The sequence below is a fragment of the Kribbella speibonae genome (assembly GCF_004331375.1).
Taxonomy (GTDB): domain Bacteria; phylum Actinomycetota; class Actinomycetes; order Propionibacteriales; family Kribbellaceae; genus Kribbella; species Kribbella sindirgiensis.
Genome location: NZ_SJKC01000006.1, coordinates 244749 through 260527, shown reverse-complemented (window position 1 = coordinate 260527; position 15779 = coordinate 244749). Strand labels below are relative to the sequence as shown.

10 protein-coding genes are annotated in these 15779 nt (G+C 68.4%); 4 read left to right on the top strand and 6 right to left on the bottom strand.

Going from position 1 to position 15779, the window contains the following annotated elements:
- Positions 1-18 precede the first annotated feature (18 nt).
- On the bottom strand, positions 19-1110 hold the full coding sequence (locus tag E0H92_RS35600; RefSeq protein WP_131466604.1) for a pyridoxal phosphate-dependent aminotransferase: 1092 nt from the start codon (positions 1108-1110) through the stop codon (positions 19-21).
- Positions 1111-1173: 63 nt separating this feature from the next.
- Here E0H92_RS35600 and E0H92_RS35595 point away from each other — a divergent pair, with 63 nt between their 5' ends.
- Complete coding sequence (locus tag E0H92_RS35595) at positions 1174-2586, top strand: aminotransferase-like domain-containing protein (protein ID WP_131499333.1); 1413 nt, start codon at positions 1174-1176, stop codon at positions 2584-2586.
- Between the two features lie 21 nt (positions 2587-2607).
- Positions 2608-2763, top strand: a complete 156-nt coding sequence (locus tag E0H92_RS44430) for a hypothetical protein (protein WP_165550169.1) — start codon at positions 2608-2610, stop codon at positions 2761-2763.
- 220 nt (positions 2764-2983) lie between these two features.
- Here the strand turns inward: E0H92_RS44430 and E0H92_RS35590 are convergent, their stop codons facing one another.
- Both E0H92_RS35590 and E0H92_RS35585 read right to left on the bottom strand, forming a co-directional pair.
- Positions 2984-5749: a glycoside hydrolase family 2 TIM barrel-domain containing protein gene (locus tag E0H92_RS35590; RefSeq protein WP_238173739.1), complete on the bottom strand. Its 2766-nt coding sequence runs from the start codon at positions 5747-5749 to the stop codon at positions 2984-2986.
- Positions 5750-5833: 84 nt separating this feature from the next.
- Complete coding sequence (locus E0H92_RS35585; RefSeq protein ID WP_131466610.1) at positions 5834-6262, bottom strand: Fur family transcriptional regulator; 429 nt, start codon at positions 6260-6262, stop codon at positions 5834-5836.
- Positions 6263-6366: 104 nt separating this feature from the next.
- Here E0H92_RS35585 and E0H92_RS35580 point away from each other — a divergent pair, with 104 nt between their 5' ends.
- A complete protein-coding gene (locus E0H92_RS35580) occupies positions 6367-6780 on the top strand; it encodes a hypothetical protein (protein WP_131466611.1) in 414 nt (137 codons plus the stop codon).
- Between the two features lie 5 nt (positions 6781-6785).
- Here E0H92_RS35580 and topA read toward each other — a convergent pair whose 3' ends face one another.
- Together topA and E0H92_RS35570 are read right to left on the bottom strand one after the other, a co-directional pair.
- Positions 6786-9485, bottom strand: a complete 2700-nt coding sequence (gene topA / locus E0H92_RS35575) for a type I DNA topoisomerase (RefSeq protein ID WP_131499331.1) — start codon at positions 9483-9485, stop codon at positions 6786-6788.
- A 287-nt stretch (positions 9486-9772) separates the two neighbouring features.
- Entirely contained in the window at positions 9773-11167 is a 1395-nt protein-coding gene (locus E0H92_RS35570) for an alpha/beta hydrolase (protein WP_131499330.1), read from the bottom strand.
- A gap of 156 nt (positions 11168-11323) precedes the next feature.
- Here E0H92_RS35570 and E0H92_RS35565 point away from each other — a divergent pair, with 156 nt between their 5' ends.
- Positions 11324-14977, top strand: a complete 3654-nt coding sequence (locus tag E0H92_RS35565) for an NPCBM/NEW2 domain-containing protein (RefSeq protein ID WP_131499329.1) — start codon at positions 11324-11326, stop codon at positions 14975-14977.
- A gap of 43 nt (positions 14978-15020) precedes the next feature.
- Here E0H92_RS35565 and E0H92_RS35560 read toward each other — a convergent pair whose 3' ends face one another.
- Positions 15021-15725 carry an Imm52 family immunity protein gene (locus E0H92_RS35560; protein ID WP_131466614.1) on the bottom strand — a complete coding sequence of 235 codons (705 nt, stop codon included), beginning with the start codon at positions 15723-15725 and terminating at the stop codon, positions 15021-15023.
- Positions 15726-15779 lie beyond the last annotated feature (54 nt).

Sequence of the window (15779 nt, the reverse complement as noted above, 5' to 3'; positions counted from 1 at the left end):
CGCATCCGGCGGCCGCGGTCAGCGGGCCGCCCGGAGGGCCTCGCGGAGCGCGTCGAGCGCCGCCTTCAGGTCCTCCACCGGCAGGAAGCCGAAGCCGAGCCGGAAGACCCGCGGGTCGTCCCCGAACCAGTCCCCGTCCGCCAGCCGTACGCCGAGTTCCGCCGCCGTACGCCGGAACCGCTCGAGATCCACGTCCGCGGCCAACCGGACCACGCACAACGCCCCGGCCGACGGACGAACCCACTCCACGAGCGCGCTGTTCGCGTTCACCCAGTCCTCGGTGATGCGGAGGTTCTGTTCCAGCCAGATCCTTCGCTCGCCGAGGATCTTGTCCTCCTGCTCGAAGACCCGGACCGCCAGCGCCTCCGTGACCGGGGACGCGGTGACCACCGTGCTGAACTTCGCGGTCGTCAACTGCTCGATCAGGTCCTCATCGGTACTGATCACCCATCCGATCCGCAACCCGGCCGCCCCATGGCACTTCGACAGCGACGCGACGGACACCACCTTCGGCCCGAGCCGGAGCGCCGTGTCCACGATCGGGTCATCGCCGTACGCCGCGGTCCGGTAGGTCTCGTCCACCATCAAGTACGCGTCCGGACAGACCTCACCCATCGCCTCGAGGATCTCGCGCAGGGTCTCCGGCGGGACGGCGACACCCGACGGGTTCTGCGGAGTCGCCAAGCTGACCAGCCTGGTCTGCGGAGTGAGCTGCGCACGCACCGCCTCGGCCGTAACCCGGTAGCCATCGTCGAAGGTCAGCGGTACGGCCCGCACCGGCGCACCGACCGTGTCGAACGCGTTGCGTGTCATCGGGAACTGCGGCGCCGTCGTCACCACCTCTCCCTCCAGCAGGTAGGCGAGGAGGAAGATCCCGTGCATCCCACCGACGGTGACGACCACGTCCTCGGGCCGTACGCCGTGCCGGTCCGCGATCGCCGTACGCAGCTTCACGTCACCTGCTGCGGTGCCGTAGCCAAGTTCGAGGTCGCCCAGTTCGGGTGTGAGCAGGTCCGCGAGCCGGAGGTCCGGGCCGTAGCTCTCGCCCAGTTCGTGCCGCGGCTGCTCGGCGGTCAGGGACATGATCGGGTTTCTCGGGAAGGTCGGCATACCGCCATCGTTCTGGACGCGCGGTGGCGGGTGGAGAGCCAATCCGGCAGAATTGGTTCGCAGATGAGACCAATTGAGGTTGTCGACCGCTTGGGCCGCTGGTCGTCCGGCCGCGGCCCGCTGTACGTGCTGCTCGCCGCTCGCCTGCGGCAGCTGATCGACGACGGCGAACTGCCGCCGGGCGTACTCCTGCCACCGGACCGCGCACTGGCCGGTGCGCTGGCGGTCGGCCGTACGACGGTGGTCGCTGCCTACGACCTGCTCCGGGCCGAAGGGCGCATCACGCGGAAGCAGGGCAGCGGGACGCGCGTTGCCGGCGCACCTCGCAGCGGGCAGGTCGAGGACGCTCCGGTGGACCCCATCTTTCTGGACTCGCTGGAGGCCCGGGACGACGACGTACTGCTGGCCATCTGTGCCGCACCAGGTGACCCGCCGCCGCAACTGGCCGACGCGTTCGCCAGGATCGCGCCAGAGCTCGCCCGCGTCACCGACGACATCGGCTACTACCCGTACGGCTACCCGGCGCTCCGTGAGGCGCTGGCTGATCGCTACACGGCTCGCGGCGTGCCAACCGGTCCTGAGCAGGTTCTGGTCACGAACGGCGGTCAACAGGCCCTGTCGTTGCTGGCTCACGCTCTGGTGTCCCCTGGCGACCAGGTGATGGTCGAAGCGCCGACGTACCCGGGCGCGCTGGAGGTGTTCCGGGAGGAGGGCGCCGTACTGCGCGGTCTGCCCGTGGGACTCGAAGGGCTCGAGGCAGCGGTCCAGGAGCGGCGGCCGGCGCTTGCGTACGTGATCCCGACGTACCAGAACCCGACAGGCGCGGTGATGTCCGCACTCACCCGTCAGCGGGTGGCCGGCGCGGGGATCCCGGTCATCGAGGACGAGGTGCCGGCCGACCTCAGGTTCCCGGGCGGGGCGTTGCCGACGCCGATCGCGGCGTACGGCGACTCCGTGATCTCGATCGGCTCGCTCAGTAAGAGCATCTGGGGCGGCCTGCGCATCGGCTGGATCCGCGCGGCCCCGCCCCTGATCAACCGCCTGGCCCGGCTCCGCGCCGTCCACGACCTAGGTGGCAATGTCCCGACCCAGCTGGCCGCAGTCCACCTACTTCCGCTCCTGGACGGCCCAGCCCTGCACCAAACCCTCAAGACCCGCCACGACCACCTACACGCCCTGCTCACCGAGGCGCTCCCCACCTGGCAGATCCCGACCGTCTCCGGCGGCCAGTGCCTCTGGGCCCGCCTACCACACGGTGACGGCACCTCCTTCGCCCAAACCGCCCTCCGCCACGGCCTAGCCATCCTCCCCGGTGCCGGCCTCGACGTCACCGCCACCAGCGACGCCTACATCCGCCTGCACTTCCGCGCCAACCCCACCGACCTCACCGAAGCCGTCCACCGCCTAACCCAAGCCTGGGCGGCCTACCACCCACCAACCACCCGACCCCACCCCCGCCCAACCATCGCCATCTGACTGGCCGAGAGGCACGCAAACATGCCGAACGACGACACCGCCCGAGCTGAGATGATCCGCCGCGGCCGGCTGATCCCCGCCAGCGACCCCAGCCCACCGGCGCCCCCGACCGGTCCGGCAGACGCGTCGATCGACTCGACCGACGTCGTCTCCGACCTACGCGAAGAGAGGCTCTGACACGATCGCGGACCTGCAGCACTCGCTAACGCGATCGTTCGGCAGTGAGCGACCTGCGGCTGAGCGCTGATTCGCTGCGGCGGAGTCGGTTGATGAGTGGTGCAGGACCGCCTGGACGGATCGCCGGGCCATCACAATCGCCGGGTCTGCGGCATCCCCCGCGGCACTCGTTCGTATTGGGGTGATTGTGATGGCCTGGCTGTCGGCGTTCCGAAGCGGATCAGCTGGTGAAGCGGAGCGTCAGGTTGGCTGGGGCCGTTTTCAGTTTGTCGCGGTCGGGGAGTTTGGGGCCGCAGGCGGCGGTGCCGACGCCGGTTTGGGCCAGGTCGATCGTGACGTAGGTGGTGTCACCGGCGACCAGAGCTGCGGTATGGGTTGCGGTTTCCAGGTCGGCTGAGGTCCAGTCGCGGACGGTCAGGCCGAAGAGTTGGTCGACGGCCTCGATGCGCAGGCCGTCGAGGGTGGCCCAGCGGGTGTCGATGCGGTGGCCGTTCTCCTGCGGACGGACGTACGGCGTCTGCAGTTCGGCGACCGTGGCGGAGTACTTGCCCACCGCGGCGGCCTCGCGCGTGTCGACGTACGCCTCGTTCGGGCCGGTGCCGAACCACTCGACCTGCTGGACCTTCGGGAGTTCGAAGGTGATGCCGAGTCGCGGCAGCACCTCCGGGAACAACCCCTCCGGCACGACGCTCAATTCCAGCACCACCGCACCGTCGACGGCGGTCCAGCGCCACGTACTGCGCAGACCCCACTGCAGCTGCGGCGGCGCGGTCCGCGTGACGACCTCCCACGCACCGTCCCGCTCGCCCTGCGACACGATCCGGTGCTGCACCCGGTGCAGTCCCTCTTCGCGCCACGCGGCCGCGACGCCCGGGATTGCGTCGTTGTCGATCGGCGCTCGCCAAACATCCAGCCGGGCGTTCTGCACGCCCGCGACGGTGATCCCGTCGATCCCGGCCTCACCCGCGGCCGGTGAACCGCTCACCGCAACCTCGGCGGCGGCCGGCTCGTCCAGGCGGATCTGGCCCCAGGCGATGCGGTGCCCCGCCTCGACCCAGGACGTCGCCTCGGTCAGCGAGGCAGTCACGGTCACCCAGGTCTCGGGCTTCGATGCGTCCACGGACGGCAGGTCGACGACGACCGTGTCCCCAGCCGCGATCACCGGGACCGTCAGGGTCCCGGCGTCCACCTGCACACCCTCGGTCTCGACGACGTAGCTGAAGCTCAGGTGGCTGGTGTCGAGAACCTCGTAGCGGTTGGTGATCGACACGCGGTTGCCGTCAGCAACGATCCGCAGCGGCTCGATCACCTTGATGTACTCGTGCATCCCCGGCGACGGCGTCCGGTCCGGGAACAGCAGACCGTCGCAGACGAAGTTCCCGTCGTGGATGGTCTCGCCGAAGTCCCCGCCGTACGCGTAGACCTCGCGCCCGTCGATCGTGGTCCGCAGGCCGTGGTCGATGAACTCCCAGATGAATCCGCCCTGGCACCGCGGGTACTTCTCGAACACCTCGCGGTAGTCCAGCAACCCACCAGGCCCGTTGCCCATCGCGTGCCCGTACTCGCACAGGATGAACGGCAAGTTCCGATAGAGACTGGAATCGGCGCCGATCTCCGCGCAGCCCTCCGGCGAGGTGTACATCCGCGAGTAGATGTCGACCCATTCGGCCTCGGTGTCGCGCTCGTAGTGCACCGGCCGCGACGGGTCGAGCTCCTTCACGAGGTCGTACATCGCCTTGAGGTTGTCGCCCATCCCGCACTCGTTGCCGAGCGACCACAGCACGATCGACGGGTGGTTCTTGTCCCGGTGCACGGTCCGGCGCATCCGCTCGACCATGTCCTCACGGAACCGCTCGTCCATCACCGGGTTCGGCAGCTTCGGCGGCTGCGGCTCGTACCCGAACCCGTGCGTCTCCAGATCGCACTCGTCGACGACGTACAGCCCGTACTCGTCGCACAGCGACAGGAAGTGCGGGTGCGGCGGGTAGTGGCTGGTGCGGACCGCGTTGATCCCGGCCCGCTTCATGATCAGTACGTCGTCCAGCATGTCCTGCTCGGTCAGCGAGCGACCCCGATCCGGGTGGAACTCGTGCCGGTTGACGCCGTTGAACAGCACCCGATTGCCGTTGACCGTGAAGATCCCGTCCACGATCGCGACCGTCCGGAACCCGATCCGCAGCCGCACGTCACCACCCGCGGTCCGCAGTACGGCGTCGTACAACCGCGGCACCTCGGCGCTCCACGGCTGCACACCCTCGACGCGCACATGCTCACCCGTCGGCACCTCGAGACCCAGCTCGTCCACGACAACAGTGCCCGGTACGTCGGACTCGACCAGCAGCGTGCCGGCGCCGTCGAGGTGGTCCCACGCCGCCTTCACGAAGACATCGGTCGGCGCGTCCGGACGCAGCGCGAGCAGGTTGACCTCGCGGAAGATCCCGGACAGCCACCACATGTCCTGGTCCTCGACGTACGAACCGGTCGACCACTGGTGCACCCGCACCGCGATCCGCGCTTCCTTGCCCGGAGCAACCAACGAGGTGACGTCGAACTCCGACGCCAGCCGAGAGCCCGACGACCAGCCGACAGGCGAGCCGTTCACGTACACCGCGAACCGCGAGTCCACACCCTCGAACCGGAGCACGATCCGCGCGCCGTCGAAGTCGGCCGGCACCGTCACGGTCCGGACGTAGTCGCCGGTCGGGTTGTCGGTCGGCACGAACGGCGGCTCGAGCGGGAACGGGTAGACCACGTTCGTGTACGCCGGCGCGCCGTACCCGCTCAGCTGCCAGTGGCCCGGCACCGCGATGGTGTCCCAGCCGGAGGTGTCCGGGTCCTTCAGGTCGTCCGGCGCGTCCGCCACGGTCGGGGACAGCCGGAAGCTCCAGTCCCCGCTGAGCGCCACGCGCCCGGAGTCGTCATCCAGCCAGGCCCGCGGCGCCAGCACGTTCGAGCCCGATGCAAAGTCCTCGACATAGTCCGTCACAGGAATCGACCCTAAGGCAACTCTGTTCATGAATCCACACCGATGAACAGATATGGACAGCTATGACCGCAGTGGGCCACCCGGCTACTGACAGTTCTTGCAGACTCCGACCAGGGCGACTTGTTCCGGGGCGAGGTGGAAGCCGAGTTCGCGGGCGAGCTTCTTCCGGGCGGACTCGAGGACGTCGCCGGGAGCGTCGTACACGGTGCCGCACTCGGAGCAGCGCAGGTGCAGGTGCCGCGGCGCGAGGTCCCCGGCCAGGTGGTACGTCGTACCCGCCCGGCCCAGGTGCACGTGGGTGACCAGACCGAACTCGCCCAGCGCGTCCAGCGCCCGGTAGACGGTGGCGCGGTGGATGCCCGGGCGGAGCTGCTCGGCGCGTTCACCGATCTGCTCGGCGCTCAGATGCTCCTCGGTGCCGGCCAGCACCTCGACCACCGCGAGCCGCGCCGGCGTGACCCGCTCGCCCCGCTCCCGCAACCGCTGCGCACTGACCTCGACAGCACTCGTCACAGGCGCTCCTTTGCAATCAGCCTTCAGCTACCGAGCCGTCACCCGGTCAGCAACCAAACCAATGTACTTTCCGCGTACGACGTCTCACACCTTGGGGAACTGCGATGAGTGATCAGTCGAACGCGGTCGTACGCCGTGGCGCTGCCGAACTGAGCGGTGTGGTGCGGAACGTGCAGTTCCGTTCCGAGCTGCGCAGTGAGAACGGCTCCGTCCAGGTGCTGACCTTCCAGCTCGAGCAGCACGACGCCGTCGGCAAGCAGCTGCAGCCCGCGCTGGTCGAGCTGCGCGGGGTGTCGCTGGAGGGTCAGGTCGCCGACGGCGAGCAGGTGACCGTCGCCGGGAAGTGGCGCAACGGCCGCGTCGTCGCGAAGGAGGTCGTCAGCCAGACGACCGGCGCCTCGATCCGCGCCCGGCGGCCGCCGTTGTGGGTGGCGGTGCCGGTCGGGATCCTCTTCGCCGCGCTCTTCGGGTTCGTTCTCTACTTCATCATCCGCGGCTTCATCAGCGTCGGCGGCTGACGCCGTCAGCTCTTCTTCGCCGGCGCCTTCTTGGTGGTCGACTTCTTGGCGGCGGTCTTCTTGGCCGCCGTCTTCTTCGCCGCTGTCTTCTTCGCGGCAGTGGTCTTCTTCGCAGCGGCCTTCTTGGCGGCGGTCTTCTTCGCCGGGCGCTTCACCGGACCGCGGGCGCGCTTCTCCGCCAGCAGCTCGGCCGCGCGGAGCAGCGAGATGGTCTCCACCGAGTCGTCCTTGCGGAGCGTCGCGTTCGTCTCCCCGTCGGTGACGTAAGGACCGAAGCGGCCCTCCTTCACCACCACGGGCTTCTTCGACTCCGGGTCCTCGCCGAGCTCCTTCAGCGGCGGCGCGGCAGCTCGCCGACCCCGCTGCTTCGGCTCGGAGTAGATCTTCAGCGCCTCCTCGAGCGTGATGTCGAACATCTGCTCCTCGGAGGACAGCGACCGCGAGTCCGTGCCCTTCTTCAGGTACGGCCCGTAGCGCCCGTTCTGCGCGGTGATCTCGTCACCGGACTCCGGGTCCTTCCCGACCACGCGCGGCAGCGACAGCAGCTTCATCGCGTCGTCGAGCCCGATCGACTCCAGCGTCATCGACTTCAGCAGCGACCCGGTCCGCGGCTTCGCGCTCTTCGGCGCGTCCTCGGGCAGCACCTCGGTCACGTACGGCCCGAACCGCCCGGCCTTCGCGACCACCTTCAGGCCGGTGTCCGGTGCGTTGCCGAGCTCGTGCTCGACGCCCGACGGCTGCTCCAGCAGTTCCTTGGCCTTGTCGACGGTCAGCTCGTCCGGCGGCAGGTCCTCGGGCACGTTCGCGCGCCGCTCGTCCTTGTCCTCGACGTACGGCCCGTACCGCCCGACACGGACGACGATCCCGCTGTCGTCGCCGCCGACACCGAAGGTCGACATCTCCCGGGCGTCGATGTCGCCCAGGTCGGTGACCATCGACTTCAGGCCTTCGAGATCGTCGTCGCCGAAGTAGAACCGGGACAGTACGCCCTCACGCTGCAGGTCACCGGCCGCGACCTCGTCGAGCACATCCTCCATCGTCGCGGTGAACGCGTAGTCCACCAGCCGGGTGAAGTGCTCCTCGAGCAGCCGGACGACCGCGAACGCCAGCCAGGCCGGAACCAGAGCCTGGCCCTTCTTGTAGATGTACTTGCGGGCCTGGATCGTGCCGATGATCGAGGCGTACGTCGACGGCCGCCCGATCTCCCGCTCTTCCAGCTCCCGGATCAGCGTCGCTTCCGTGAACCGCGCCGGCGGCTTCGTCTCGTGCCCCGAGGCGAGCACCTCGAGCGCGGGCAGGACGTCGCCCTCCTCGACGTTCGGCAGCCGGGTCTCCTGGTCGTCGGTGCCCGCGGACGGGTCGTCCGCGCCCTCGACGTACGCCTTGAGGAACCCGTGGAACGTGATCACCCGGCCGGACGAGGTGAACTCGCACTGCTCGCCGGTGGCCGCGGTCGCGTCGATCTTGATCGACACGCTGTTCCCGGCGGCGTCCTTCATCTGGGACGCGATCGTCCGCATCCAGATCAGTTCGTAGAGCCGGAACTCGGCGCCGCTCAGACCGGTCTGCGCCGGAGTCTGGAAGGTCTCACCGGCCGGCCGGATCGCCTCGTGCGCCTCCTGGGCGTTCTTCACCTTGGAGGTGTAGACGCGCGGCTTGTCCGGCAGGTACGACGCGCCGTACAGCTCCCGGACCTGGGCCCGGGCCGCGGTGATCGCGGTGTCCGACAGCGTGACGCTGTCGGTACGCATATAGGTGATGTTGCCGTTCTCGTAGAGCCGCTGGGCGACCTGCATGGTCTGCGACGCGGACATGCCGAGCTTGCGGCCGGCCTCCTGCTGCAGCGTGGTGGTCCGGAACGGCGCGTACGGCCGGCGGGTGTACGGCTTGGACTCGATCGACCGGACGGTGAACTGCGAGTCGCGCAGCGCGGAGGCCAGCGCGGTCGCCGTCTGCTCGTTCAGGTGGACCGTGTTCGCGCCCTTGATCTCACCGGTCGAGCTGAAGTCGCGGCCCTGCGCCACCCGCTTACTGTCCACCGAGACCAGGCGGGAGCCGAACTGCCGCGGCGTCCGGCTCTCACCGGCGTCGAGAGTCGCGTCGAGGTCCCAGTACGACGCGCTGCGGAAGGCGATCCGCTCACGCTCGCGGTCCACCACCATCCGGATCGCGACCGACTGCACCCGGCCGGCCGACAGCTTCGGCATGACCTTCTTCCACAGCACCGGGGAGACCTCGTACCCGTACAGCCGGTCCAGGATCCGGCGCGCCTCCTGGGCGTCGACGAGCGCCTCGTCGATGTCCCGGGCGTTGCCGACCGCGTCCTGGATCGCCTTCGGGGTGATCTCGTGGAACACCATCCGGCGGACCGGGACCTTCGGCTTCAGCTCCTCCAGCAGGTGCCAGGCGATCGCCTCGCCCTCGCGGTCCTCATCTGTCGCGAGGAAGAGCTCGTCGGCGCCCTTGAGCAGGTCCTTGAGCTTGCGGATCTGGGCCTTCTTGTCGGCGGGCACGACGTACAGCGGGTCGAAGTGGTCCTCGACGTTGACGCCGAGCCGGGCCCATGGGAGGCCCTTGTACTTGGCGGGGATCTCGTCCGCCCCGCTCGGCAGGTCGCGGATGTGGCCGAAGCTGGACTCCACCACGTACCCGGACCCCAAGAAACCGGCGATCATCCGCGCCTTCTTGGGCGACTCGACGATCACCAAACGGGTCCCTGCGGCTGTCTTCGTCCCTGCTGCCCCTGCCACTGCGCTCCCTACTCTCGTCCTGCCGACAACGCCCCTACTCCGTCGTCTGTTCCCCCGGGCACAGACCGACCCCGCCCGAGGACAGAGTACGGCCGACGGCAACGCATTTCTCAACGCACGGTAACCGCTGCGGCCCCCTTTATGCCTCTCAGGGTTCCAGAAAGTGGCGAACAACCCATCGTCACCGCGAGTCGCGAGACTGCCACAGACCGCCCTGGGGCGCCTAACGAGAGTACGCCGTCTCAGCGCGTGAACCGGACCTCGGGGAATTTCGCGGAGTCTCCGCGCAGCAGAAGGGACGGGCGCCGGCGCAGCGTCTGGTCGAAGAACGCGGCGACGTACTCGCGCTGGGCCAGCACGCTGCGCGCCGGCTTGGCGCTGCCCACCAGCGCCTTCATCACCGACGTGATGATCGGGTCCTCGCCGTAGATGTCGTGGAACAGCTGGGAGAAGATGAACTGGTAGTCGGTGAACGCCCGCTGCTTCGTGCTCGCCAGCGTCAGGTTCAGCTTCCCGCCGCGCTGGGCGGCCCAGAAACTCGCCCACGACTTGTCGTAGTACTCCGCGCCCGGATCGGTCCGCTGCGTCTCGGCCGAGCCGAACAGCAGGAACGGCCGGTCCAGTCCTTTCTCCGCGACCTCACCGAGCGGTCCCTTCAGCCGGTCGTCCTGCAACGTGCCGTCCAGGTCGAGTCCGGCCAGGACCCGCTCGTCCTCGAGCATCGTGTTCGCGGCCGTGTACCCGCCGAGCGCGAACCCGAACATGCCGACCTTGCGCAGGTCCAGCCCTTCAGCCAGCCCGCCGGGGAGATCCTTGCCGTCGGCATCGATGTTCTCGCCGCCGGCCAGCCGCTCCAGCTGGTCCAGCACGAATTGCGCATCCGCGGTCCGGGTCTCGACCGCCTTCCGGATGTCCGCCGGCTCGGCCGGCTCCTCGGTCGACGCGCCGGGCAGGAACCGCCCGCCGGGGAACTCCACCGGCGTCTCGTGCGAGTGGTCCATCGTCACCACGACGTACCCGCGGCCGGCCAGATCCTCCGCCTGAGCTGTGTTCACGAACCGGCTGTACTGGTAGCCGGGTGAGAACAGTACGACGGGATGCCGCAGGCGCTGCATCGGTACGTCGACGCGCGCATGCGTCTCGGTGTTCGCGAAGTCGAACGACCCGCTCGGGAGGGCGAGGCCATAGTCACCCGTCCAGGTGTCGTCGACCTCCACCGCGGTTCTCGGCGGCATGTACTTCGCGAGCGGCGCTTGGCCGAACATGCCCGCCGGGTACCAGAGGCTGATCATCAGCTCCCGCTGCCCGCTCGGCATGCTGGGGTCCGGCCTGGACTTGTCGATCAGGTGGATGGCGGTCGTCCCGAGCGCCTTCCGTCCGGTCGGCTGGGGCAGCCGGAACTTCACCGGGTGGAAGTCAGGGTCGCCCTGGGGGCGGAGCCGCCCGGCGCGGGCGGGGTCCAGCAGGTCAGTCGTCGCGGCGTCGGGGTCGACGGGGCGGGCCTGTGCCACACCCGTGATTCCCGCCGTCAGCCCCGCCGTCAGCCCCGCCGTCAGCCCAGTCGCCAGACCGGCCCGCAGGAGGTGCCGCCTGGTGAGGTTGGGACTGCTGGGGCTGCTGGGACGAAAGTTCGTCATGCGACTCATCGTCATCGCGGAGTTTCACTCCGTGATAGCGACACCGTCTCAACTTGATGAAGCTGACCTGATGACAATCCGCGGCCGCTGGGTTTCAATGTGCGCATCTTGTTCATTGATGCGTGAAGTGAGGCAGTCGTGAGCATCTTTGTCCGCATGAAACGTTCAGTAGTCGCACTAGCTCTCTTAGCAGGCGCACTCGTGTACACCGCCGCTCCCGCACAGGCCGCCGCCACCACGCTCGGTGACGTGACCGGGTTCGCGGCCGACCAAGCGGCGTACACCCTCAGCGCCGGCGCGGCGAAGGTGCGAGTGGTGTTCCTGAAGGACGACGTCTTCCGGCTGTGGATGGCGCCGGACGGGAACTTCACCGACCCGGCGAACACCCCGCCCACCGATCCGGACGCCCCCGCGTCCAACATCGTCACCAAGACCGACTACGGGACCCCGCGGACGACCTGGCGGGACCGCGGCACGTACTACTCGCTGACCACCGGCAAGATCGAGGTGCGAGCGCAGAAGAAGCCGCTGAAGTTCTCGGTCTACCGCTCGAACGGTCAACTGGTGTGGTCCGAGGCGGCACCGCTGTCCTGGACCGACACGTCCACCACGCAGACCCTCGGCCGCGGCGCCAACGAGCAGTTCTTCGGCGGCGGCATGCAGAACGGCCGCTTCTCGCACCGCGACCAGACGATCAAGATCTCGCGGGACTTCAACTGGGAGGACGGCGGCAACCCGAACGCCTCGCCGTACTACATGAGCACCGCGGGGTACGGCGTACTCCGGAACACGTTCAGCCCGGGTAGTTACAACTTCACTAGTCCGGTTGTCACCACGCACGACGAGCAGCGGTTCGACGCCTACTACTTCATCGGCGACCTGAAGACCTCGCTCGACCGCTACACCGAGCTCACCGGCCGGCCGTTCATGCCGCCGATCTACGGACTCGAGTACGGCGACTCGGACTGCTACAACCGTGGTCATTACGCGACGGATCCGGACCCCAGCAACGACTGGAAGGTCAACCCGGACAAGGTGACGACGCTGGACGCGGTCAAGGTCGCGCAGCGTTTCAAGGACGAGGACATGCCCGGCGGCTGGATGCTCGTCAACGACGACTACGGCTGCGGGTACTCCGCCAACACGGAGTCCGAGCAGGTCGAGGGCACCTGGTGGGGCAAGCGGGACATCCCGGCGCTGAAGCAGGCCGGTGACGACCTGCGGGCGCGCAACATCCAGATGGGTCTGTGGACGCAGTCGAACCTGGACCGCCAGCCGGCCGAGGTCGGCGAGGCAGGTGTCCGCGTCCGGAAGCTCGACGTCGCGTGGGTCGGCCCGGGCTACCGGTACGCACTGTCTGCCTGTGACACCGCGCACGACGGGATCGAGCAGTACAGCAACGCCCGCGGGTTCGCGTGGATGGTCGAGGGCTGGGCCGGCGCGCAGCGATGTGCGGTGCAGTGGACCGGTGACCACAGCGGTTCGCTCGACGCCATCAAGTGGCAGATCCCGGCGATCACCGGGTCCGGCAACTCCGGCATCGCCTACAGCGCGGGCGATGTGGACGGGATCTTCGGCGGCTCTCCGACGTCGTACGTGCGGGATATGCAGTGGAAGGTGTTCAACCCGGCGTTCATGACGATGTCCGGCTGGTCGACCCCGGCGTACAAGCAGCCGTGGGCGTACGGCGATCCGTACACCTCGATCAACCGCAAGTACCTGAAACTGCGGGAGCGGCTGCTGCCGTACTTCTACACGTACGCCGCCGAGGCCCACCGGACCGGCGCACCGCTGAACCGGTCGCTGGTGCTGGAGTACCCGAACGACCCGCGCACCTGGGACGACACGACCAAGTACGAGTTCCTGGCCGGCAAGGAGTTCCTGGTCGCGCCGATGTACGGCGCGGACGAGGTGAAGAACGGGATCTACCTGCCCGCGGGCCGGTGGATCGACTACTGGACGGGCCGCGTGTACCAGGGCCCGACGACCGTGAACGGGTACCACGCGCCGCTCGACACGCTGCCGCTGTTCGTGAAGGCGGGCGCGGTCGTACCGATGTGGAAGTCCGGTATCAACACCGCCGCCGAGCAGAAGCCCGGCGACCCGATCAGCGTCGACATCTACCCGTCCGGGAAGTCGTCGTTCTCGATGTACGAGGACGACCGCGTGACCCGATCGACCAAGTCGGCCACGCAGACGTTCGCCGTCGACGCACCGACCCAGGGCCGCGGCGACATCACGGTCAAGATCGGGGCGAGCGTCGGTTCGTACGACAGCAAGCCGGCCGCACGCCCGTACGAGCTCACGCTCCACACCGGCAGCGCTCCGCACACCGTCCTGGTCGACGGCAAGGCGGTCAAGTGGACCTACTCCGACGGAGTGGTTCGAGTCCAGACCGCCTCGATCCCGACGTCCCGCAGCGCCGTCGTCCAACTCATCGGCACGTCCGCGGTCGGTGGACCTGACGTCACGAACACCTTCGGGACACCCGAGCTCACCACACCGTCGCTGTGGAACGCTCCGGGCCAGGCGACCGAGCTGACCGCGTCGTTCCGCAACGGCACCACCACAACGGTGCGCAACGTGCGGCTCGACGTGCAGGTTCCGGCCGGCTGGTCGGTCAGCGGCCAGAACACGTTTTCCGCCGTTTCCCCGGGGCAGACCGTGACGACGAAGCTGCAGGTCACGCCCGGAGCGGACGTGAAACCCGCGAGCTTCACGTTGACGTTGCGGGCGTCGTACGTTGCTCAAGGCAAGAGTTATGTGAACACCGCGACCGGTACGGCGCAGTTGCCGTACGCCTCGGTGTCGCAGGCCGCGAACGTGGTCGGCGTGAGCGACGCGTCGACGTACCAGCAAGGAAACTTCGACGGGTCGGGCAACAGCTTCAACGGTGAGGCGCTGGCGGCGGCCGGGTACACACCTGGTGCGACCGTGAACGTCCAGGGCGCCGACTTCACCTGGCCGAGCGGAGCGCCCGGTACGCCGAACCTGGTGAAGAACCAGTCGGCTCCGATCCTCGTATCGGGTACGGGATCGCATCTGGCGCTGCTGGGCGCCGGCGCGAGCCTGAACGCCCGTGGAACGGTGACGATCATCTACACCGACGGGTCGACATCCGAGGGCACGTTCCAGCTTCCGAACTGGTGCTGCCAGGATCCGACGACGGGCGGTGCCAAGCTGGCCGTGGCGGTCAAGGGCCGGTACACAGCCGCCGGGTTGAGCAACACGACGACGGACTACCGGGTGTTCTACACCGCCGTACCACTGGATCCCGGGAAGACCGTGAAGGCGATCAAGCTGCCGGGTGGCGGACTTGGCTTCTTCGCGGCCACGATCGCCGACAAGCCGTTGCCACCGGCACCTACCGGGGAGAACTGGGTCAGCGACCTGGAATTCCTTGACTCCACCAACGGGTGGGGCCCGGTCGAACGCGACCACAGCAACGGCGAGGACGCGGCCGGCGACGGCGGGCCGATCACACTCGACGGCGTCCAGTACGCCAAGGGCCTCGGCGCGCACGCGCCCTCGTCGGTGAGCGTCCGCCTCGGCGGCAACTGCACCAGCTTCACCAGCAAACTCGGCATCGACGACGAAATGGAGGACCGCGGCAAGGTCACGTTCAAGGTCCTGACCGACGGCACCGCCCGCTACACGTCGGACCAACTCACCGGCACCTCACCGACCGCCACCACCACGGTCGACGTCACCGGCGCCCAAACCCTGACCCTCCAGGTCACCGACGGCGGCGATGGCAACACCAGCGACCACGGCGACTGGGCCGACGCCAAACTCACCTGCAACCCGTAGCGAATCAGCAGGGCGCGCTCTTCACGGAGCGCGCCCTGTCCGCTCAGAACTTGCTGCGAGAAGTCGGCGTCGCCGCGAAGGCGGCGGTAGACCTGAGGTCCCTTGCGAACTCGCCGACCTTGTCCTCGGACAGGAAACCGTTCCCCTCGCCCGAGCCGAGGACGACACCGCCGCTCTCGAGGCTCAGCAGGTGCTCCTCCAAGCCACCCGGCAAGACCTGCGCCCTCCCCTCAGAGAGGTACGTCAGGTACCCGACCTTCGGACCCGGCGTTCCGCGAGGCTGCACCTCGGCCAGAGCGTCCATGAGAGACCTCGACGTCACGGCGGCCCAGTCCGGATCCCAAGCAGCGACAAGATGGCGGAGAATCGGATCTGCGAGCGGCTCGTCGTCGGCTGCACGCCACTTCACCAAGAACGCGTTGTGCACGTTCGGGGCGTCCGAGTATCCCCCGACGCCCATCGTGATCCTCAGCTGTCCAGCTGTTGCGCCGCGCGCATCGTACGCCTGATGGATCCCGAGATGCGGGGCGTCCGTGTTCTCGCCGAAAGCGTCGGAGATCACCTGCCGAGCGTTCGCCGGCTCAGTGAGCAACTTCCCCGGAAGGGCGTGCGACGACCACGGGAGCGACTCCCCGACCACCTCGTTCAGGGCTTCCAGGAACGGTACCAACCTGTCCGCAACCTGATCCGGCGACTCCCGCCTCGGACCCCAGAATCCCCGCGCTATCAGCAGGTCGTTCACCGTCATCAGCCTGTCCCCGCTCCTCGTCGTCGCACCCGAAGTCTGCCATCGGCAAGGTCA

What these genes read in the sequence shown, in the direction of transcription:
- E0H92_RS35600 (WP_131466604.1), bottom strand. Translation starts at nt 1,110, where the DNA reads ATGCCGACCTTCCCGAGAAACCCGATCATGTCCCTGACCGCCGAGCAG.
- E0H92_RS35595 (WP_131499333.1), top strand. Translation starts at nt 1,174, where the DNA reads ATGAGACCAATTGAGGTTGTCGACCGCTTGGGCCGCTGGTCGTCCGGC.
- E0H92_RS35560 (WP_131466614.1), bottom strand. Translation starts at nt 15,725, where the DNA reads ATGACGGTGAACGACCTGCTGATAGCGCGGGGATTCTGGGGTCCGAGG.
- E0H92_RS44430 (WP_165550169.1), top strand. Translation starts at nt 2,608, where the DNA reads ATGCCGAACGACGACACCGCCCGAGCTGAGATGATCCGCCGCGGCCGG.
- E0H92_RS35580 (WP_131466611.1), top strand. Translation starts at nt 6,367, where the DNA reads ATGAGTGATCAGTCGAACGCGGTCGTACGCCGTGGCGCTGCCGAACTG.
- E0H92_RS35570 (WP_131499330.1), bottom strand. Translation starts at nt 11,167, where the DNA reads ATGACGAACTTTCGTCCCAGCAGCCCCAGCAGTCCCAACCTCACCAGG.
- E0H92_RS35565 (WP_131499329.1), top strand. Translation starts at nt 11,324, where the DNA reads ATGAAACGTTCAGTAGTCGCACTAGCTCTCTTAGCAGGCGCACTCGTG.